Annotated in this window: 18 protein-coding genes; 2 read left to right on the top strand and 16 right to left on the bottom strand. The window is 72.8% G+C overall.

Annotated elements, in window-relative coordinates; genetic code table 11:
• The 9 genes from ACTG9Q_RS25140 to pafA all read right to left on the bottom strand — a co-directional run bounded on the left by ACTG9Q_RS25140 (window position 1) and on the right by pafA (window position 9,841).
• Window positions 1-675, bottom strand: a complete 675-nt coding sequence (locus tag ACTG9Q_RS25140; protein ID WP_455575356.1) for a DUF4333 domain-containing protein — start codon at window positions 673-675, stop codon at window positions 1-3.
• Window positions 676-780: 105 nt separating this feature from the next.
• A complete protein-coding gene (locus ACTG9Q_RS25135) occupies window positions 781-3,549 on the bottom strand; it encodes a DEAD/DEAH box helicase (RefSeq protein WP_455575355.1) in 2,769 nt (922 codons plus the stop codon).
• A gap of 43 nt (window positions 3,550-3,592) precedes the next feature.
• Complete coding sequence (locus tag ACTG9Q_RS25130) at window positions 3,593-4,474, bottom strand: diacylglycerol/lipid kinase family protein (protein ID WP_455575354.1); 882 nt, start codon at window positions 4,472-4,474, stop codon at window positions 3,593-3,595.
• A gap of 59 nt (window positions 4,475-4,533) precedes the next feature.
• The gene (tatC, locus tag ACTG9Q_RS25125; RefSeq protein WP_455575353.1) at window positions 4,534-5,475 is read right to left on the bottom strand and encodes a twin-arginine translocase subunit TatC; all 942 of its coding nucleotides are present in this window, start codon (window positions 5,473-5,475) and stop codon (window positions 4,534-4,536) included.
• A gap of 16 nt (window positions 5,476-5,491) precedes the next feature.
• On the bottom strand, window positions 5,492-5,809 hold the full coding sequence (gene tatA, locus ACTG9Q_RS25120; protein ID WP_455575352.1) for a Sec-independent protein translocase subunit TatA: 318 nt from the start codon (window positions 5,807-5,809) through the stop codon (window positions 5,492-5,494).
• A complete protein-coding gene (locus ACTG9Q_RS25115; protein ID WP_455575351.1) occupies window positions 5,806-6,051 on the bottom strand; it encodes a bacteriophage holin in 246 nt (81 codons plus the stop codon). Before ACTG9Q_RS25115 ends, tatA begins: the two co-directional genes overlap by 4 nt.
• 83 nt (window positions 6,052-6,134) lie before the next feature.
• Window positions 6,135-7,103: a helix-turn-helix transcriptional regulator gene (locus tag ACTG9Q_RS25110; protein ID WP_455575350.1), complete on the bottom strand. Its 969-nt coding sequence runs from the start codon at window positions 7,101-7,103 to the stop codon at window positions 6,135-6,137.
• On the bottom strand, window positions 7,100-8,074 hold the full coding sequence (locus ACTG9Q_RS25105) for a helix-turn-helix transcriptional regulator (RefSeq protein WP_455575349.1): 975 nt from the start codon (window positions 8,072-8,074) through the stop codon (window positions 7,100-7,102). Before ACTG9Q_RS25105 ends, ACTG9Q_RS25110 begins: the two co-directional genes overlap by 4 nt.
• 408 nt (window positions 8,075-8,482) lie before the next feature.
• The gene (pafA, locus tag ACTG9Q_RS25100; RefSeq protein ID WP_455575348.1) at window positions 8,483-9,841 is read right to left on the bottom strand and encodes a Pup--protein ligase; all 1,359 of its coding nucleotides are present in this window, start codon (window positions 9,839-9,841) and stop codon (window positions 8,483-8,485) included.
• 125 nt (window positions 9,842-9,966) lie between these two features.
• Here pafA and ACTG9Q_RS25095 point away from each other — a divergent pair, with 125 nt between their 5' ends.
• Window positions 9,967-11,469 carry a phosphatase PAP2 family protein gene (locus tag ACTG9Q_RS25095; RefSeq protein WP_455575347.1) on the top strand — a complete coding sequence of 501 codons (1,503 nt, stop codon included), beginning with the start codon at window positions 9,967-9,969 and terminating at the stop codon, window positions 11,467-11,469.
• Here the strand turns inward: ACTG9Q_RS25095 and ACTG9Q_RS25090 are convergent.
• The 6 genes from ACTG9Q_RS25090 to dop form a co-directional block, all read right to left on the bottom strand.
• Window positions 11,453-12,436 (bottom strand): LysR family transcriptional regulator, encoded by a 984-nt coding sequence (locus ACTG9Q_RS25090; RefSeq protein WP_455575346.1) that lies wholly within the window; start codon window positions 12,434-12,436, stop codon window positions 11,453-11,455. The two genes, ACTG9Q_RS25095 and ACTG9Q_RS25090, sit on opposite strands and share 17 nt — an antisense overlap.
• Before the next feature lie 178 nt (window positions 12,437-12,614).
• Entirely contained in the window at window positions 12,615-15,647 is a 3,033-nt protein-coding gene (locus tag ACTG9Q_RS25085; RefSeq protein ID WP_455575345.1) for a S8 family serine peptidase, read from the bottom strand.
• A gap of 201 nt (window positions 15,648-15,848) precedes the next feature.
• Window positions 15,849-16,622 carry a proteasome subunit alpha gene (gene prcA / locus ACTG9Q_RS25080; protein ID WP_455575344.1) on the bottom strand — a complete coding sequence of 258 codons (774 nt, stop codon included), beginning with the start codon at window positions 16,620-16,622 and terminating at the stop codon, window positions 15,849-15,851.
• A gap of 59 nt (window positions 16,623-16,681) precedes the next feature.
• Window positions 16,682-17,530, bottom strand: a complete 849-nt coding sequence (gene prcB, locus ACTG9Q_RS25075; protein ID WP_455575343.1) for a proteasome subunit beta — start codon at window positions 17,528-17,530, stop codon at window positions 16,682-16,684.
• Window positions 17,531-17,575: 45 nt separating this feature from the next.
• Entirely contained in the window at window positions 17,576-17,770 is a 195-nt protein-coding gene (locus ACTG9Q_RS25070; protein ID WP_455575342.1) for a ubiquitin-like protein Pup, read from the bottom strand.
• Window positions 17,771-17,876: 106 nt separating this feature from the next.
• A complete protein-coding gene (gene dop, locus ACTG9Q_RS25065; protein ID WP_455575341.1) occupies window positions 17,877-19,382 on the bottom strand; it encodes a depupylase/deamidase Dop in 1,506 nt (501 codons plus the stop codon).
• Window positions 19,383-19,442: 60 nt separating this feature from the next.
• Between dop and ACTG9Q_RS25060 the strand changes: the two genes are divergently transcribed.
• Window positions 19,443-19,961, top strand: coding sequence for an NUDIX hydrolase (locus tag ACTG9Q_RS25060; protein ID WP_455575340.1), 519 nt, complete (start codon window positions 19,443-19,445; stop codon window positions 19,959-19,961).
• A 7-nt stretch (window positions 19,962-19,968) separates the two neighbouring features.
• Here the strand turns inward: ACTG9Q_RS25060 and ACTG9Q_RS25055 are convergent, their stop codons facing one another.
• Window positions 19,969-20,616, bottom strand: a complete 648-nt coding sequence (locus ACTG9Q_RS25055; RefSeq protein WP_455575339.1) for a hypothetical protein — start codon at window positions 20,614-20,616, stop codon at window positions 19,969-19,971.
• Window positions 20,617-20,735 lie beyond the last annotated feature (119 nt).

Raw genomic sequence — 20,735 nt, 5'->3', positions numbered from 1 at the left:
TCAGCTCGGCAGGTTCGGGTTGGCCACCTCGTACTGGCCGTTGGACTCGTCCCGGACGGTGATGTCGACCTTGAACTCCTGGCCGTCGTACTTGAGCTGGCAGGTGAAGCGGTGGTCCTTGGTGACCGGCTCGCCCTCGGGGCAGGTCACCGACTCGATCTTGGCCGAGTCCGCCTTGTAGTCGTTGACCAGGACGCGCTGCACGCCGTCCTGCACCGCGGTGTGGTCGAAGACCCGCTTGGTGAACCAGCCGGGGGTGACGAAGCCGAGCACGAGCACCGCGCCGACGGCCAGCACCAGGACCGCCACCACGGCCCAGAGCAGTCCGCTGGACTTCTTCTTCTGCGGCGGCGCCTGACCGGGATAGGGCTGCTGCTGCTGGCCGTAGCCAGGGTAGGGCTGCTGCTGGTGCTGCTGCGAGGGGTCGCCGTAAGGGTTGTGGTGCTGCTGCTGCGACGGGTCGCCGTACTGCTGGGGGTAGCCGCTGGGGTACTGCTGGGTCGGCTGCGGCTGCTGCGGGTAGCCGTAGGGCGGCTGGCCCGGCTGCTGGTGCGGGTACCCCTGGGCCGGGAACCCGCCGGACGGCGGACCGGGGACCTGGCCGCCACCGTAGGGCTGCTGCCCCCACGGCTGCTGCGGGTCCTGTCCGCCGGACGGCCCGTAAGGGCTGCTCATCGTTCGCCTCCGCCTGGTGTCGCGCGCGACCGCCCGGGACTCCACCGCCCAGACCTCGCCGCGATCAAACCACAGCGCCGACCTCCCGCGCCTGGCGACCCGCGCTCATGTCGAGGCGAGTGCGATGACCCCGCGCCTGATCGCCTTCACCGCCGCCGCGGCGGCCGCCCCGACGGGCTCCTCGCGGCCCACGACGTCGCGGATCTGGTCGAGCAGGTCGACGACCTGCCTGCACCAGCGCACGAAGTCCCCCGCGGAGAGCTCCTGCCCCGCCGACTCGGCCGCGGTGATCACCCGCTCCAGCGTCTCCCCGCGCACCCAGCGGTAGACCGTCCAGGCGAACCCGGCGTCGGGCTCGCGCGTGCGGTCCAGGCGGTGGTGGCGCTCGTCGGCCTCCAACTCCGCCCACAGCCGCGCGGTCGCGGTCAGCGCGTCGGTCACCGCGCCACCGGGCACCCGCGCCTCCATCGGGCCGTCCCGGCGCGCTTCGTACACCAGCGCCGAGACCACCGCGGCCAGCTCGGCGGCGTCCAGGCCGTCCCACACCCCGTGCCGCAGGCACTCCGCGGCCACCAGGTCGGACTCGCTGTAGAGGCGGGCCAGGCGCTTGCCGTGCTCGGTCACCACCTGCTCGCCCGGCTGCTCCGGGTCGGGGGCCAGGTAGCCGCGCTCGCCCAGCAGCGCCCGGATGCGGTCGAACTGGCGGGCCAGCGAGTGCGTCGTGGCCGCGACCTTGCGCGAGACCTGGTCGGTCTCCGAGCGCAACCGGTGGTAGCGCTCCGCCCAGCGGGCGTGCGCCTCCCGGTCGTCGCAGCCGTGGCAGGGGTGCGCGCGCAGCGCCCGGCGCAGCGACAGCAGCTCGCTGTCCTCATCGGCCCCGGAGCGCCGCCGTCCGCGACCGGGCGCCTCGATCCCGGTCTCCCGCAGCGCGGCGGCGAGGTCGCGGCGCGACTTCGGCGAGCGGGTGTCGACCTGCTTGGGCAGCCGCACCCGGCCCAGCGCCTCCACCGGCGCGGGGAAGTCGGCCACCGACAGCCGCCCGGCCCAGCGGTCCTCGGTCACCACCAGCGGCCGCGGCTCCCCCATCGGGTCGAGGCCGGGGTCGATCACGATGGCCAGCCCGGAGCGCCTGCCCGCGGGCACCGCGATGACGTCGCCCTTGCGCAGCGCCTCGAGCGACTGGGCCGTCTCCGAGCGCCGCGCGGCGCTGTTCTGCCTGGCCAGCAGCTTCTCCCGATCGGTGATCCGCTTGCGCAGCTCGGCGTACTCGGCGAAGTCGCCCAGGTGGCAGACCATCGACTCGGCGTAGCCCGCCAGCGCCTCCTCGTTGCGGTCGACCCGCCTGGAGAGCCCCACCACCGAGCGGTCGGCCTGGAACTGGGCGAAGGACTGCTCCAGGATGTCGCGCGCCTGCGCCACCCCGAGCCGGTCCACGAGGTTGATCGCCATGTTGTAGCCGGGCTTGAACGACGAGCGCAGCGGATAGGTCCTGGTGGAGGCCAGCCCGCCGACCGCCTTCGGGTCCATCCCCGGCTGCCACAGCACAACCGCGTGGCCCTCGACGTCGATGCCGCGCCGCCCCGCCCGCCCGGTGAGCTGGGTGTACTCCCCCGGGGTCAGGTCGACGTGGGCCTCGCCGTTGTACTTGACCAGCCGCTCCAGCACGACGGTGCGGGCGGGCATGTTGATGCCCAGCGCCAGCGTCTCGGTGGCGAAGACGGCCTTGACCAGGCCGTGCACGAACAGCTCCTCCACCGTCTCCTTGAAGGCGGGCAGCAGCCCGGCGTGGTGGCCCGCGAACCCGCGCTCCAGCGCCTCGCGCCACTCCCAGAACCCCAGCACGGTCAGGTCGGCGTCGGGCAGGTCCTTCGTGCGCCGCTCGACGATCCGGCGCACCTCGGCGACCTCGGCCTCGTCGTTGAGCCGCAGCCCCGAGCGCACGCACTGGGTCACCGCGGCCTCGCACCCCGCCCGGCTGAACACGAACACGATCGCGGGCAGCAGCCCGGCCGCGTCCAGCCGCCCGACCACCTCCACCCGCGACGGCGGCCGGAACCGCGAGCGCGGCGCCCGCTCCGGGCGCCCGCCCCGCTGGCGGGGGCCGCGCCACGGCGCGTGCTGGCGGCTGACCTCCTCCACCCGGCGCAGCAGCTGCGCGTTGATCCGCGCGTCACCGCCGGGCTCGCCGTCGGCGAAGATGTCGAGCATCCGGTTGCCGACCAGCATGTGCTGCCACAGCGGCACCGGCCGGTGCTCGTCGACCACGACCGCGGTGTCGCCGCGCACCTCCACCAGCCACTCGCCGAACTCCTCGGCGTTGCTGACCGTCGCCGACAGGCTGACCAGGGTGACCCACTCCGGCAGGTGCAGGATCACCTCCTCCCACACCGCGCCGCGGAACCGGTCGGCGAGGTAGTGCACCTCGTCCATGACCACGTACCCGAGGCCGTCGAGGGCGGAGGACTCCGCGTAGAGCATGTTGCGCAGCACCTCGGTCGTCATGACGACGATGGGCGCGCTGCCGTTGATCGCGGTGTCCCCTGTCAGCAGGCCGACCGACTTGGCCCCGTAGCGGGCGGTGAAGTCGGCGAACTTCTGGTTCGACAGGGCCTTGATCGGGGTGGTGTAGAAGCACTTGCGGCCCTCGGAGAGCGCCAGGTGCACCGCGAACTCGCCGACCACCGTCTTGCCCGCGCCGGTCGGCGCGCACACCAGCACCCCGTGCCCGTCCTCCAGGGAGGCGCACGCCTGGTACTGGAAGGGGTCGAGCTCGAAGGACAGCTCACCGGTGAAATCGGTGAGCTTGGGGTGGCTCGCGCGGCGCCGGGATGCGGCGTACGCCTCGGCCGGGGAGGGGGTTGCACCAGCGGACACCCCGCAAGGCTTTCACACCTGGCCGACGTCCGTCGTGTCCGTGCTACCCGACCACGGACAACGCCCCTGGCACGCACTCCACCGTGACCGGCAGCGGCGCCATCGGCTCCCCGTCGGCGTAGGCCATCCACCCGGTGTCCCCGCCGAGGGCCACCCGCCGCGCCCGCAGAGTCCGCACCGCCGGGTGGGCCACGTGCCTGCCGGTGCGCAGGCTGGGCAGGATGCGCAGCAGGTCCAGCCGCGACACCCGGCCCACGACGGTGATGTCCAGCAGCCCGTCGGCCGGGTCGGCGTTCGGGCACACCGGGATGCCGCCGCCGTAGTACGCCGTGTTGCCCACCGCGACCAGCACGGCGTCCAGCTCCACCCGGCCGGTGTCGGTGTCGGCGACGAGGCGCCGGGGCCGCAGCGCCGCCAGCTCGGCCACGATCGCCAGGTCGTAGCGGCGGCGCCCGTGCGGCCACCGCATCCGGTTCACCCGCTCGTTGACCGCCGAGTCGAACCCCGCGCACAGCACGGTCGCGAACCACGGCCCGCCCTCGACGCGGCCCAGGTCCAGCTTGCGCACCGCGCCCGTGCCGATGGCGGCGACCAGCGCGTCCGCGGCGGCCAGCGGCTCGCCCGGCCCGCCCAGCGCCCGCGCCAGGTCGTTGCCGGTGCCCGCCGGGACGACCGCCAAGGCGACGTCGTGCTCGGCGCAGAACTGCACGCCCTGGTGCGCCGACCCGTCGCCGCCGAGGACCACGACCAGGTCCAGACCGGCGTCGCGGGCGCGCAGCATCAGAACGCGCGACTCCTCGACGCTCGCCGCCGAGACCACGGTCAGATCGTCCACGACCGCGCGCAGTCTGCCCGCGACCGCATCGGCCACCCGACCGGCGACCCCGTGCCCGGACGCCGGATGCACGGCCAAAGCCACCCGCATGAGCCCTCCCTCTACCGGAGGGGCAACTCCAGCAGACCGGCCGGGAAGACTCAAGGGGCTCAGGTGACGTCGTCGAGGTTCCGCACGGGCTCCACCGGCTCGGGCGCCAGGTCCAGCCGCGACGGCGCGTCCACGTCGGTGGCGTTGGCCTCGTCTTCCAGCGCCTCCCGCTTGGCCTTGCGCTTGTCGTGGAACCGGGCGATCTGCACGGCGACCTCGAACAGCACCGTCATCGCGACGCCCAGCGCGATCATCGACACCGGGTCGGTGCCCGGCGTGGCGAACGCGGCGAAGATGAACAGCGCGAAGATGATGTAGCGCCGCCAGCGCCTGAGGTTCTCGTAGGGCAGGACGCCGACCATGTTGAGCATCGTGATCAGCAGCGGCAGCAGGAAGCTCACGCCGAAGATCATCAGCATGACCAGGACGAACGAGATGTACTCCGTGGCGTTCAGCGCGGTGATGAACACCCCGCCGCCGAAGCTCATCAGGACTTCCAGGCCCTGCGGGATGACGAAGAACGCCAGGAAGCCACCGGCGGCGAACAGCACCGACCCGATCATCACGAACATCAGCGCCAGGCGGCGCTCGCGGAGGTAGAGACCAGGGGTGATGAAGGCCCACACCTGGTACAGCCAGGCAGGCGCCATCACGACCATGCCGACGGCGATGCCCACCTTGAACTGCACCATGAACGCCTCGAACGGCTTCGTCTGGAGCAGCTGGCAGTCCCCGGGCACCGGTTCGAACCGGATGTCGGTGGGCAGCGCGCAGTACGGCTTGAGCAGGATGTCGCCCAGCGAGGGCACCGGGCCGATCGGGATCAGGAACCAGACGAAGCCGAATACCGCGCCCAGCATGACGAACAGGACGGCCAGGCCGAGCCGGTGCCGCAGCTCGTAGAGGTGCTCGCGCAGCGACATCGTGCCGTCGGGGTTGTGCCGACGGCTGCGCAGCTTCTTCTTCTCGCGGCGACCGGACCGGCGGGGCGGATCTTGCACCACCGTATCCGCCCGCTCAGCTGGCGTTCTTGCGCGCGGCGTCCGCGTCCTGCTGCTCCACCTTGCGCTGCAGCTCGTCGAGCCTGCGCTGCAGCTCCTCCGGCGTCTGCTCCGCCTTGGCGGGAGCCAGCTGCTGCGGCGGCACCGGGGCGGGGGTCTCCGCCTTCGCCTGCGCCACCGTCTCGGGGTCCTCGTCCTTCATGACCTTGGTCTCGGCCTTCAGGATGCGCATGGACTGCCCGAGCGACCTCGCCATCTGCGGCATCTTGCGCGCCCCGAAGAGCAGCACGATCACCACCGCGATGATGAGGATCTCCCACGGTCCCAGGTTCACGGCCGTCCTCCTGTCTCGCCTCGCTGCATCGATTCTACGTGCCCGGCTGACATCTTTCTGTCGCCGATCGCCACGCGAAGCGCCGCGGCCCTGGCTCGCAACAGGCCCGACCGGTCGGCCAAGCCCGAACTCACCGCGCCCAGCGCGGCCCGTGCGCGGCCTGCCCGGCGGAGCACTCCGACCCCGACCACGGCGAACAGCACCAGCACGACTAGCACGGCGGCGCTGAGCAGGAACGGCACAGCCCGAACTCTACCGGTGCGCGGATGACCGGGAAACCAACCGGGGCGGACCGACCACGTTGCGCAGAGGTGACCGTCCGGCGTCAGGGCTGGACCAGGTCGATCCGGCGCACCGCTGCGGCCGCCCGCGCCCGCAGCGCGGCGGCCAGGCCCTCGGGCTCCTCCACGCGCACGTCGCCGCCGAGGCCGAGCAGCATCCTGGTCATCCACGACTCGTCGGCGTAGCGCATGACGACCCGCTGACGTGCGCCGGGAAGCTCCTGGACGTCGTCGACGGGGTAGTACTCCGACACCCAGCGGGCGTCGGGCTCCAGCACCAGCCGGGCGACGCGCTGGTTCGGCTCGGGCTGGAAGAACCCCTCGGTCAGGTCGGTGGGCCGCGCGTGCGGGGGCGGAGCGGAGGGCTCATCGAGCACGACCACGTCGTCGATGCGGTCCAGCCGGAACAGCCGCACCGCCTCGGCGCGCCTGCACCACGCCTCCAGGTACCCGCGGCCCTGCACGATCATCACCCGCATCGGGTCGACGACGCGCTCGGTCATCTCGTCCTTCGAGGCGGTGTAGTACGACATGCGCACCGCCCGACCGCGCAGCAGCGCCGACTGGACGACCTCGCGGACCCCGGCCGTCGCCGCGCCCTCCCGCACCCCGAGGCCCACGGCCACGCCCGCGGGCTCGGCCTGCCCCGCGGCGGCCTCGATCTTGGCCAGCGCCCGCCGGATCGCGTCGGCGTCGGCCACCCCCGGGGTGTCGACCAGGGCGCGCAGGGCCACCACCAGCGCGGTCGCCTCCGCGCCGGTGAGCCGCAGCGGCCTGCGCATCCCGGCGTCGAAGGTGACCGTGACGGTGTCCTCGTCGAAGGAGATGTCGATGAGGTCGCCGGGGCCGTAGCCCGGCAGCCCGCACATCCACAGCAGCTCCAGGTCCTTGCGCAGCTGCTTGGCCGTGACCCCGAAGTCGGCCGCCGCCTCGTCGATCTGGATGCCGGGGCGGGCGATCAGGTAGGGCACCAGCGCCAGCAGCCGGGGCAGGCGCTCCTGCGCGGCGGTCACCGCGCGTCCTCGGCGACGGCGAGCAGCCGCTCGCGCACGCCCTTGGCGAGCACGTCCGGCGACAGCACCACCACGTCCGGCCCGTACCCGGCCAGCCACTTGGCCGCCGAGTCCGGGTAGGCCAGGTCCAGCTCCACCACGTCCCCCGGTGTCCCATCGATCTCGCGGGCGCCGATCACGGTGGCCCGCCTGCGCACCCCGGCCGCGCGCCCCTCGGCGACCCACAGCCGCACGGGGGTGCCGGGCCGCTGCTCGTGGTCGAAGGAGGCGACGAACGCCATCAGGTTCACGCCCTCGGGCCTGCGCACCTGCCCCGCCCTGCCCACCTTGCGCACCTCGCCGACGACGCGCGAGAGCCGGAAGCACCGCGGCGCGCCCCGGTCGCGGTCCTGCCCGACGACGTACCAGCGCCCGCGCCAGGACACCACGCCCCACGGCTCCAGGGTCCGGGCGCGCAGTTCCGCGGAGGACGGCCTGCGGTAGTCGAAGGCCACCGCCTGTCCGGTTTGGACGGCGCCGAGCAGTGGCGCGAACGCCGGTTCGGTCGTGCGCACCTTCGGCTCGACGATCGCGGGCGCGCCCTGGTCGACGTCCACCCCGGCCGCGCGCAGCTTCAGCAGCGCCCCGTGCGCCGCGCCGGTCAGCTCGGGGGAGTCCCACAGCCGCACGGCCAGCGCGACGGCCGCGGCCTCGTCGGGTTCGAGGTCGATCTCGCCGAGTTCGTAGTCGCGGCGGGCGATGCGGTAGCCGTCCACTGTGTCGAACATCGAGTTGCGCCCGACCTCCAGCGGAATCCCGAGTTCGCGCAGCTCGGTCTTGTCGCGCTCGAAGGTCCGGAAGAACGCCTCGTCGGAGGGCGCGTCGTTGTACCCCGGCACGATCCCCCGGACGCGGTCCGCACTGAGGAACTGCCGGGTGGACAGCAGGCACAGCACCAGGTTCACCAAGCGCTCTGCGCGGGCAACGGACACCAGCGCACCCTAACGCCCCCGCCACCGGCCCCGACACCCAACACACCGAACATGTGTGCGAACGCGGGGCGTAGGCTGGCCGGTCGCGTGGCCTCTCCCCCAGGCCCTCACGTCGCTGCGCTTGTCACCGAGCCCCGGAGTCGCGAGTCGCTTCCACCCGCTGGGTGCGCCCTCACTCGCGCGCTCTCCTCGGCAGCACTCTTCTCTAATATCTTGATAGCGCATAGCTGATAGCACGGTCCTGTTGTCGGTGCTGTCGCGCGTGGACAACGCGGAGCCTGGAGCGGCGTGGCGCGTCGGCACGCGCGCCAATGACCACAAAGGGCCGGGCCCTGTGCGAGGAGTCCTCGCACAGGGCCCGGCCCTGATCTCACATCCGGAGTCTCACCGGGAGCCTCGCTGGGAGCCTCACAGGGAGGCGATCAGCCGCTCCACCCGCTCGTCGACGGCCCGGAACGGGTCCTTGCACAGGACCGTGCGCTGGGCCTGGTCGTTCAGCTTGAGGTGCACCCAGTCGACGGTGAAGTCGCGGCCCGCCTGCTGCGCCGCGGCGATGAAGTCGCCGCGCAGCTTCGCGCGGGTGGTCTGCGGCGGGGTGTCCTTGGCGGCCTCGATCTCGCCGTCGTCGGTCACCCTGACCACCAGGTCCTTGCGCTGGAGCAGGTCGAAGATGCCCCGGCCGCGGCGGATGTCGTGGTAGGCCAGGTCCAGCTGGGCGATGCGCGGGCTGGACAGGTCCAGGTCGTGCTTGCCGCGGTACCGCTCGATCAGGCGGTGCTTGATCGCCCAGTCGATCTCCCGGTCGATGCGGCTGAGGTCCTGGGCCTCGACGGCGTCGAGCACCCGGCCCCACAGCTCGATCACCCGGTCGGCCAGCGGGTCGGGCGAGCGGCGGGCGACGTGCTCGACGGCCTTGCTGTAGTACTCGCGCTGGATGTCCAGGGCGCTGGCCTCGCGCCCGCCCGCGAGCCGGACCAGGCGCTTGCCGGTCAGGTCGTGGCTGATCTCGCGGATGGCGCGGATGGGGTTGTCGAGGCTGAAGTCGCGGAACTGCACGCCCTCCTCGATCATCTCCAGCACCAGGTTGGCGGTGCCGACCTTGAGCAGGGTGGTCGGCTCGGCCATGTTCGAGTCGCCGACGATGACGTGCAGGCGCCGGTAGCGCTCGGCGTCGGCGTGCGGCTCGTCGCGGGTGTTGATGATCGGGCGCGAGCGGGTGGTCGCGCTGGAGACGCCCTCCCAGATGTGCTCGGCGCGCTGGGACAGGCAGTACACCGCGCCGCGCGGGGTCTGCAGGACCTTGCCCGCGCCGCAGATCAGCTGGCGGGTGACCAGGAACGGCAGCAGCACGTCGGCGATCCTGGAGAACTCCCCGGCCCGGGTGACCAGGAAGTTCTCGTGGCAGCCGTAGGAGTTGCCCGCCGAGTCGGTGTTGTTCTTGAACAGGTAGATGTCGCCGCCGATGCCCTCGTCGGCCAGCCGCCGCTCGGCGTCGACGAGCAGGTCCTCCAGGATCCGCTCGCCCGCCTTGTCGTGGGTGACCAGCTGGACGAGGTCGTCGCACTCGGCCGTGGCGTACTCCGGGTGGGAGCCGACGTCGAGGTAGAGACGCGAGCCATTGCGCAGGAACACGTTGGAGGAACGCCCCCACGACACCACCCGCCGGAACAGGTAGCGCGCGACCTCGTCCGGAGACAGCCTGCGCTGTCCGTGGAACGTACAGGTCACGCCGAATTCGGTCTCGATGCCGAAGATCCGCCGCTGCATTCCCACAGCCTAGGTGCTGGGACCGACTAAAGCCGTGCGCCGTTCGGGGATGTGGCGATCCGTGACCATTTCACGAGGGCTGCTTCGGCGTGTCCACCCGTGGTCGGGTTCAATCGGCGATCGTGATGCGACACGTTCGACGCTCGGCGCGCCAGGTCAACCGGGTCGACCGGGAGCTGGTGGTGCGCAGTGGCGCGCTGCGCCCGACCGTGGCGGACTCGTGGCTGATGGCGCTGTCGCGCTCGGCGAACAAGGGCAGGCTGTGGTTCGCCCTGGCCGCGCTGCTGGCGGTGCGGAAGGGGCCGACCCGGCGGGCGGCGGTGCGCGGGGTCGGCGCGATCGCCTTCGCCAGCACCTCGGCGAACCTCGTCGCCAAGAACCTGTTCCCGCGCAGGCGCCCGGCCGCCGAGCTGTTGCCGCTGGCCAGGCGCCTGGCGCGGCGGCCGACGAGCTCGTCCTTCCCCTCCGGGCACGCGGCCTCGGCCGCGGCGTTCGCCACCGCGGTCGCGCTGGAGCACCGCGGCCTGGGCAAGGCCATCGCGCCGCTGGCGGGCGCGGTGGCGTACTCCCGCGTGCACAACGGGGTGCACTGGCCCACTGACGTCATCGCGGGCGCGGCGATCGGGGTGGGTGCCGCCTACGCGACGCTGCACTGGTGGCCGGGCACCCCCGAGGGCCCCGCGCGCACCGCGCACGCCGCCGAGGTCGCCGCGCTCGAGGCGGGTGACGGCCTGCTCGTGCTGGTCAACCCCAACGCCGGGATCGCGGGCGAGGACGCCACCGACCTGGTCAAGCAGCGCTGGCCGCGGGCGACGGTCGTCCACCCGCGCCCCGGCGCCGACCTGGTCGAGCAGCTGTCCGACGAGCTGTCGGCGGGGCCCGCGGACATCCGCGCCATCGGCGTCGCGGGCGGGGACGGCACGGTGGCCGCGGTCGCCGCGGTGGCGGCGGAGTTCCGCCTGCCCCTGGTCGTGGTGCCCGCCGGGACGCTCAACCACTTCGCCCGCGACATCGGTGTCGACGGCATCGACGCCGCCGCCGCGGCGGTCACCGCGGGTGAGGGCGTGATCGTGGACCTGGCCGAGGTGGACATCGACGGGGAGAGCCACCGCTGGTTCGTCAACACCGCGAGTCTGGGCGGCTACCCGGAGATGGTCCGCCTCCGCGAGCGCCTGGAGGCCCGCGGCTGGCCCCGGTGGCCCGCCGCCGCGGTCGCCCTGCACCGCAGCCTCCGCAGCGCGACCCCGATCCGGATGTCGGTGAACGGCAAGCCGCACCTGGTGTGGTGGCTGTTCGTCGGCAACGGGACGTACTCCCCGAAGGGCTTCGCCCCCACCCACCGCCCCGCCCTGGACTCCGGCCTGCTCGACGTCCGCTACCTCCGCGCCGACGTCTCCCACTCCCGCCTGCGCTTCGTCCTGGCGACGATCACCCGCACCCTGCACACCAGCCACGTCTACCGGCAGTGCGACATCGCGGACCTGGAGATCCGCCTGCTCGACGGCATGGAGCGCCGGGTGGCCACCGATGGCGAGGTCGGCCCCGTGGGGCACCACTTCCGCTTCCGCTCCCGGCCCCACGCCCTGTCGATCTACCGCCCCGCCGAGGACGTCACCGGGGCTGGGTGACCTCGGGTTCCACCGGGCTGTCCTTGTTCTCCGCCCACCAGGCCGCGAACAGGGGGTTGGTGTCGGTCAGCTGGCCGTAGGCGGCCAGCAGCGATTCCGGGGCCTCCTTCGCCGCGCCCGCGAGGGTGCTGTCCTCGTGCCACACCAGCACGATCTCCTGGCGCATCGGGTTGCCCGCGAGGCTGCGGATCACCAGGCCGTTGCCCTCGCGGGCCACGGGTTTCGCCAGGGTGACCGCGCCCGCCTGCACCAGGGCGCGGGTGGTGGTGGAGTCCGACATCTGGTGCTTGATGCGGGGGGTGAACCCCCGGGCGGCGCAGGCCCGGACGAAGGCCAGTTGCTCGGTGCCCTCGGCCACCGGCGGCATCACCCAGTTCTCGTCGGCCAGCTCCGCCAGGTCGATGTCGTCGCGCTGGGCCAGTCGGTGGTCCTCCGCGAGGGCGACGAACAGCGGGGCGCGGAGCATGACCCGGGCGTAGAGGTGCGAGGGCAGCGGGGTGCGGAAGCCGGGGTTCTCCTCCAGCACCGCGAAGTCGAGTTTGCGGTCGGCGAGCTTGCGCAGCAGCTCGGTGGGCTGGGTCTCGATGTCGATGGCGGCCTCCGCGCCGCCGAGGCGGTCGGCGATGGCGGTGGCGAACAGCGGGACGATCAGGCCGGGCGGGCCGCCGATGCGGACGACGCCCGCGGCGGTGGTCGTCTGGGTGCGCTGCTTGATGCCCGCCATCAGGTCGTCCACCTCGCCCAGCAGGAGCCGGGCGGTGGTGAGGACGTAGCTGCCCAGGTCGGTGGGGACGACCCCGGTCCCGGTGCGGGCGAAGAGCAGGCCGCCGACGCGGCGTTCGAGGCGTTGGAGCTGGGCGGTCAGCGCGGGCTGGGACACCCCGAGCTGCACGGCGGCCTTGGACAGGCTCCCGGCGTCGGCGACGGCGCAGATGACTCGGAGATGACGCAACTCCAGCTCGTTCACACCAGTGTTATGCCCCCTTCGCCGACGTTATGCAAATCCCGGTCGCCCTTTGGGAACAGCGCCACATTTCGGCGCGGCGGCGTGTCGAAACGGCTCCGGGGGCGTCGTATGGGGACGACGCCCCCGGAGCACGGGGTGGATACCGCGACGCGAGGCCCGCTCGCGCCGCGGCGCTCTGTTACGACACCGTCACCAGCGAGGTGTCGTCGACGGCGAAGGTCGTCTGCAGCGAGCTGTCCTCGGTCGCCACCCAGGCCAGCCGGATCGTGCGGCCCTTGTAGGCGAGCAGGCTGTACGTCTTCTGGACGTAGCCGGTGCCCGCGTCGAGGTTGGAGACCGTGCCGAGGGTGCCCAGCACGGCGCCGTTGGTGTCGAGGACCCGCAGGCGCAGGGTGTCGTAGGCGCGGGTGGCGCTCTGCTCGGCGGTGTCCACCCGCACCCAGTACGACGCCGTCGCCGCCGTCGCCGTGGCCGGGACGGCCACCTGCTGGTACAGCGTCTCGGTGGCCGCCCTGCCGGTGCCGCCCAGGTGCGCCCACCACGCCCCGCCGCGCGCCGGGCGCGCCGTGCCGCTGGTGATCACCGAGGTCGCGCCGCTCCAGTTGGCGGCGCCGGACTCGAAGCCCGGGTTCCGCACCAGCTGCTGCGGCACGGTGACCGTCCAGGTGAACGCCACCGTGGCCGACCCGCCGCGGCCGTCGGCGACGGTCACGCTGACCGATGACGCGCCGCCGCCGGTGGGCGTGCCCGAGACCAGGCCGGTGCCCGCGTTGATCGACAGCCCGGCGGGGAGCCCGGTGGCCGCGTAGGCCAGCGGGTCGCCGTCGGCGTCGGTGGCCTGGATCTGCAGGCCCACCGCGGCGCCGCGCTCGGTGGAGCGGTTGCCGGGGTTGGTCACGACGGGGTTGGCGTTGCCGGGCACGCCGAACGCGGCGTCGGTCACCAGGGCGTAGCGCTGCGGGCCCGCGGGGACGTTGTGGCCGCGCACCCGCACGGTCCACTCCCCCGCCGCCGGGTTCCGGAGGTGGACGTTCTCCAGGTTGTTGCGCCGGTCCGCGGCGCCGCCGGCCGCCGACCAGCCGCCTGAGAACACGTTGCCGCGGTAGAGCACGCCGCTGGGCGAGACCACCTCGAGGTCGAGGTCGTTGACCAGGCTGACCGCCGAGGTGGTGGCGGCCTCCTTGTCGGAGTACGCCAGCGTGATCTTCAGCGGGCTCCCCGGGACGACGTTGTGACGCGTCTCGGACACCCCGCCGGTGGCCAGGCCCGCGGCCTCGTCGGCGAAGCGGGCGGTGCCCGCGGTCGCCTTGTCCAGGTTCACCAGGCCCCAGCCCTCGTGGGCGTTGGGCACCGGCAGGTCGTTGTCGTCGGCGCCGTCGCCGTTCTCGTCGAGCAGGTCGGTCGCGCTGTTGACGAGGGTGCCCTTCACCAGCGCGGCCGAGGCGTCGGTGGAGTGGTGCTCCTTGTAGAAGTCCCGCACCACCGCGGCCCCGCCCGCCGCGAGCGGGTTCGACATCGACGTGCCGCTGAAGTACTTGTAGTCGTCGTTCAGCGGGAAGCCGTAGCCGTCGTGCTGCGCCACGCCGGTCGTCGGGTTGACCGTGCCGTCGTACTGCTGCTGGTGCGCGTCGGAGTAGCCGGACACGATCCAGGAGCCGGGCGCGACGACGTCGGGCTTGATGCGCCCGTCGTCGGTCGGGCCGCGGCTGGAGAAGGCGGCCACCTGCTGCGGGTTGCCCGTCTGCGGGTCGGACCGGATCGGGTTGGCCGGGTAGTCCGACGACCACCAGTCACCCCAGGTGGGGATGACGTTGGCGCCGCCCGCCTGCAGGCACGACCGGTTGCCCATGGTGGTGCGCTCGTTCGCGCCCTGCGCCTGGTAGGTCAGCGACGGGTCGCAGGGCGATGTGGCCTTGCCGTTCTCCGACGCGCCGACGGACAGCACGTTCTTCGCGGTGGCGGGGGCGCCGGTGGAGTCGGTGTCGATGACCCCGTCGCCGTTGGCGTCGGCGCCCGCGTTGCCCGCGGAGAAGGTGATGAGCATGTCGCGGTGCTCGTTGACGAACTTGTCGGCATAGCGGGAGTCCTCGGTGTAGACGCCCGCCATGTCCGAGCCCCACGAGTTCGCGTGGATGCGCGCGCCCCCGTCGTAGGCCTGCTGGAACAGCTGCCCGAGGTCGGTCGGGATGCCGAGCAGGTAGTAGCCGTCGCTGTACTGCCACGCGCAGTCGCCGACGAAGTCGACGTAGTCCTCGATCGCCTGGAACACCAGGCGGGCCGAGGACGCCGCCGCCCTGCCCCGGCCGTCGGCCATGCCGTCGCCGACCGCTGAGACCGCCACGTGGGTGCCGTGGCCGCTGTCGACGTCCTGGGCGCCATCGGGCCGCACGTCGTAGCAGCCGGTGGCGTCCGCGCCCGCCCAGGCGTGGATGGCCTGGACGCGGGCGGTGGGGATGTCCGGGTGCCCGGTGGCGGCTGTTCCGCCGCCGAGCCCGGTGTCGGCGACCGCGACGACCTGGGTGGAGCCGTCGTAGCCGCGCGCGTTGGCCTGTCCGCCGCGCATGATGGTGCCCGCGGCGTGCTCGTTGTGCTTCTCGTGGACGCGGAACCGGTCGATGACGGCCACGCCCTCGATCCCCGCCACGCTCGTGGCCTGGTCGGGGGTGGCGGCCAGCAGCAGGGTGGCCTCGCCCGCCAGGCTGACCACGGCGCCGGTCGCCGTCGCGGCCTCGCGGACCTCGGCGAGGTCGGCGTCCTTCTCGGCGCGGACCTCGTAGACGGCGGGCTCACCCTGGGCGATCTCGGCCCTGGCCGCCGCCGTCACCTTCCAGGCCGCCTGGTAGCGGCCGACCCAGCGCACACCGGGCAGGGTCGCCGCCCGCCGCGCCTGGCCCGGGTTCATCCGGACCTTGAACGCGAGGTCGGGCACGTACTCGACGAGCCGCGCGCCCAGCGCGGTCAGCCCCGCCTTCCAGTCCTCGCGGACCGGTCCGGCGAACTGCACCAGCCAGGAGCCGCGCTCGGTGGCGCCGAGGCCGTTGGCCTGGTTGGCGGACACCGTGCTCGGGTGGAACTCCCCGCTCACGAGGCGGATCGGCGCCTCGGCGGGCTCCGCGGCCTGGCCCGCGGCACTGCCGCCCGCCAGGGCGGCGCCGACGAGCGCGGGGACAACGGCGAGAACGGCGAGCCGTCTCGGCCTGGAACGCGGCATGGTGCTTCCTCGGGTTACGCAGGGTGGTCCGGACACCCGATATATCACCCGATCGAGCGAATCCGTTGACGGGCACTATGGCCCGTCCGCACCCCGCCGATCCCATCCCGGATGCCCATAACATCTACGCGACCTGCGGAAACAACAGCTTTCTTGATCCAGACGTAACGTAGCGCCAGTGAGCGGCACCACTGCTTGCCCCTACTCCTCCGGAGCAGGCGGGAGCTCCACGTCCTCGATCGGCTTGGCCGGGGACTCGGCGGCGCCCTCCACCGGTGTGTCCGTGGGCAGCAGGGCGGTCAGGGCCGCGCCGGTAATCCGCCGGAAGGCGCGCGTCGGGCGGTGGCGGTCCAGGACCGCGACCTCCAGCTTGTCCACCGCGAGCGGGGTGCCCTGGCCGTTGGCCCCGCCCGCGCTGAAGGCCTTGATCGCCGTGGCGACGGCGTCGCCGAGGGCGATGCCGTCGGTGAAGGTCTCCTTCAGCGACGCGATGATCGGGTCGGTCTGGCCGCCCATCACCAGGAACTGGGGCTCGTCGACGATGGAGCCGTCGTAGGTGAGGCGGTAGAGCTGGTCCTGGGCCGGGGTCGTGCCGACCTCGGCCACGCACAGCTCGACCTCGAGCGGCTTGACCTGCTCGGTGAAGAAGGTGCCGAGGGTCTGGGCGTAGACGTTGGCCAGCTGCCGGGCGGAGACGTCGCGGCGGTCGTAGGAGTAGCCCCACAGGTCCACGTGCCGGATGCCGCCGCGGCGCAGGCTCTCGTACTCGCTGTAGCGGCCCGCGGCGGCGAAGCCGATGCGGTCGTAGATCTCGGAGACCTTGTGCAGCGTGGCCGAGGGGTTCTCGGCCACGAACAGCACGCCGTCGGAGTACTTGAGCGCGACGACACTGCGGCCTCGGGCGATGCCCTTGCGGGCGTACTCCGAGCGGTCGCGCATCAGCTGCTCGGGGGAGGCGTACAGCGGCATCGTCACGACAGTGGGCTCCTTGTCTTACGGGAGAAGGGTCTTACAGGAGAAGGGGAACGATCGGGTCAGCCGCGCGGGCGGTCGGACCGCTCGGTGACCACGGCCTGGGCGACCGCGGCCGTCTCGGCCTCGGCCAGGCGCACCGCGCCCTGCTCGGCGGTGATGGTGACGATGCTGGGGTAGATCCGCCGGGCCAGGTCCGGGCCGCCGGTGGCGGAGTCGTCGTCGGCGGCGTCGAACAGGGCCTCGACGGCGATGCGCACGGCCCGCTCGCGGTCGCTGTCGGGGTCGTAGAGCTTCTTCAGCGCCGACTTGGCGAAGTTCGAGCCCGAGCCGACGGCGTGGAAGCCCGCCCGCTCCTCGTACCGGCCGCCGGTGACGTCGAAGGACACGATCCGGCCCGCGTGCGCCGGGTCGGCGGCGTCGACGTCGTAGCCGACGAACAGCGGGACGACGGCCAGGCCCTGCAGGGCGACGGGGAGGTTGTTGCGGACCATGCTGGCCAGCTTGTTCGTCTTGCCGTCCAGGGACAGCGAGACGCCCTCGATCTTCTCGTAGTGCTGCAGCTCGACGGCGTAGAGGCGGACCATCTCCACCGCCAGGCCCGCCGTGCCCGCGATGCCGACCGACGAGTAGGCGTCGGTGACGTACACCTTCTCGATGTCCCGCTGCGCGATCAGGTTGCCCGCGGTGGCCCGCCGGTCACCGGCGATGAGGACGCCGCCGGAGAAGGCGACGGCGACGATCGTGGTGCCGTGCGGGATGTCCGGCGGGGCGGTCCCGACCGCGCGGTTGCCGGGCAGCAGCTCCGGGGCCTGGACGCGCAGGAAGTCGGTGAACGACGACGTGCCTGCCGAGAGGTACGCGGCGGGCAGTGCCGTGCCGGACTGCCCTCGGGACGAGGTGTGATCCATGCCTGCTTTCGTTTCGGTCGCGGGGCGGGGCCTGGCGGGGAGCGGCTACTGGCCGCCCTTCTGGACGTACGCGCGGACGAAGTCCTCGGCGTTCTCCTCGAGGACGTCGTCGATCTCGTCCAGGATCGCGTCGGTGTCGTCGCTGAGCTTTTCCCGGCGCTCCTGGCCCGCCGCGGTGGTGTCGTCGGCACCCTCGTCGCCGTCGCCGCCGCCCTGGCGCTGCGTCTGCTCCTGGGACATCTCGCCTCCCGGTCATCTGGCCTATACCGAACAGTACCCAGCAGGACCGACTTTCGTCGCGGTCCCCGGCGGGACCGAGATCGAAATTCGCCCTCAGTGAACGCCGCTAGCGACGCGCTCCGGTGAGCGCGTCGACCAGTTCCTCGGCGGTGTTGGCCGCGTCGAGCAGAGCCCCGACGTGGGCCTTGGTCCCGCGCAGGGGCTCCAGGGTCGGGATGCGGACCAGGGACTCGCGGCCGAGGTCGAAGATGACCGAGTCCCACGACGCCGCCGCGATCGCGTTCGGGTAGCGCTCCAGGCAGCGGCCGCGGAAGTAGGCGCGGGTGTCCGAGGGCGGGGTGGTGATCGCCGCGCGCACCTCCTCCTCGCTGACCAGGCGCTTCATCGAGCCGCGGGCCACCAGGCGGTTGTAGAGGCCCTTGTCCAGGCGCACGTCGGAGTACTGCAGGTCGACCAGGTGCAGCCGGGGCGAGGACCAGGCCAGGCCGTCGCGCGAGCGGTAGCCCTCCAGCAGGCGCAGCTTGGCGGGCCAGTCCAGCCGGTCGGCGCACTCCAGGGGGTCGCGGGCCAGCGCGTCGAGGATCTTGCCCCAGTTGTCGAGGACGTCGAGGGACACCCGGTCGATGTCGGCGCGGCCCAGCTTCTCGGCGACCAGCTCGTGGTAGGCGAACTGGATGTCCAGGCCGGAGTACTTGCGGCCGTTGGCCAGCTCGACCTTGGTCTTGAGGGTGGGGTCGTGGCTGATCTGGTGGACCGCGCGCACCGGGTCGGCGAGCTTGAGGTGGTCGAAGCGCACGCCCGCCTCGATGAGGTCGAGCACCAGCGCGGCCGTGCCCACCTTGAGGTAGGTCGACATCTCGGCCAGGTTCGCGTCGCCGATGATCACGTGCAGGCGGCGGTACTTGTCGGCGTCGGCGTGCGGCTCGTCGCGGGTGTTGATGATGCCGCGCTTGAGGGTGGTCTCCAGGCCGACCTCGACCTCGATGTAGTCGGCGCGCTGGGAGAGCTGGAAGCCCGCGTCCTCCCCCGCCACGCCGAGCCCGACCCGGCCGGAGCCGCAGATCACCTGCCGGGAGGCGAAGAACGGGGTCAGCCCGGCGATCACCGCGGTGAACGGGGTGTTGCGCGCCATCAGGTAGTTCTCGTGGGTGCCGTAGCTGGCGCCCTTGCCGTCGACGTTGTTCTTGTAGAGCTGCAGGCGGGGCTGCCCCGGCACGGTGGCCGCGCGCATGGCGGCCTCCTCCATCACCCGCTCCCCCGCCTTGTCCCAGATCACCGCGTCGCGCGCGTTGGTCACCTCGGGGGCGGAGTACTCCGGGTGGGCGTGGTCGACGTAGAGCCGGGCGCCGTTGGTGAGGATGACGTTGGCCGCGCCGAGGTCCTCGACGTCGGGGTCGGAGGGGGCCAGTCCGGGCGCCCCGAGGTCGAACCCGCGCGCGTCCCGCAGCGGCGACTCCACCTCGTAGTCCCATCGTGCCCGCCGCGCGCGGGGGATGTCCGCCGCCGCGGCGTAGGCCAGCACGACCTGGGTCGATGTCAACACCGGGTTGGCCGTCGGGTCGCCCGGCACGGAGATGCCGTACTCGACCTCGGTTCCCATGATCCGCCGCATACCGCCACCCTACGGTGCCGGCCCGGCACACCGGTGGTGAGCCGGGCCGGGAAGGGCAGGATGGGAGAGGTGAGCGCGCGGGAGTTGGTGGCTTTGTACGACGCCGCAGGCCAGGCGGTCGGGTCGGCGACCAGGGCGCGGATGCGCGCCGAGGGCCTGTGGCACGCGGCGACGGCCGTCCTGGTCCGCTCCGGCGACGGCGAGCGGGTCTACGTGCACCGCCGCACCGACACCAAGGACGTCTTCCCCGGCCTGCACGACTGCGCGGCGGGCGGCGTGGTGGGCGCGGGCGAGGACCCGGCGGCGGCCGCGGAGCGGGAGCTGGCCGAGGAGTACGGCGTGCGCGGGGTGGAGCTGACCCCGGTGTTCACCATGCGGGTCGAGCTGCCGCCGGTGCGCACGCACCTCCACGCCTACGAGACCCGCTGGGACGGCCCGATCGTCCCGCAGGCGAGCGAGATCGCCGAGGGCTGGTGGATGCCGCTGGAGGAGCTGCGCGCCCGGCTGGCGGGCCGGGAATGGCCGTTCGTGCCCGACAACCGCCTCGTGATGGAGCGCTGGTTCGCGCTCCAGGGGTGAGCCCTGACTACTCCCGGTCCAGCGCGGCCGCCGCGAGCGGGGCGATCCTGGTGATGGCCGCGCCCGCCCGGTCGGTGCTCGCCGCCTTGACCACGATGACGGTCAGCAGGCCGTCCTTGGCCACGGCGGCCCCGCAGCCGGGGTCCGCCGCGGCGACCACGCACCAGCTGTACCGGTCGTCGCCCAGCTCGCCCAGCTCGGGGCCATCGGAGAGGGTGGAACCCGGCTCGCCGACGCAGGTGCCCGCCGCGCGCATCTCCACGATCCGCTCGGCGGCGTCGGGCAGGACGTGCACCGTCTGCTCCATGGTCGACCCGCTCGGGTAGGCCCAGGAAGCGCCGGTCTCGGGAGCGCAGGCGGGCGCGGCGTCGGAGGAGTAGGAGGCGGACTCGACGCCCTCCCCGGCCAGGTCCTGGGGGCCGAGCAGCGCGCTCGCCGCGTCGACGCTGGGCGCCGCCGAGGTCGTCGTGGCCACCGGGGGCGTGGTTGTCGTGGTGACCGCCGCGGGCGCGGCTTGGCCCCCGGTGAGCTCCGCGGGCGCGGTCGTGCCCTCGGTGGTGGGGTCGTCGTAGTAGGTGTAGAGGTTGTTCGCCCGCCCAGAACAGGCGGTGACCAGCAATAACACCGCGGCGGGCGCGAGCGCTCGGCGGAGCACGGATCTCCCGGAGATCGACAGCGACACGGCAGCGAAACTTACCGGTGCCCGGTGTCGGCCGGTGAGCCGGGACCGGCGCGCCTGTCCCCGTCAGTCCTGTCCCCGTCAGTCCTAGCCCC

Source organism: Actinokineospora lacus (assembly GCF_053813445.1).
The sequence above is the reverse complement of the archived record's forward strand: the minus strand, read 5'-3'. Positions and strand labels throughout refer to the sequence as shown.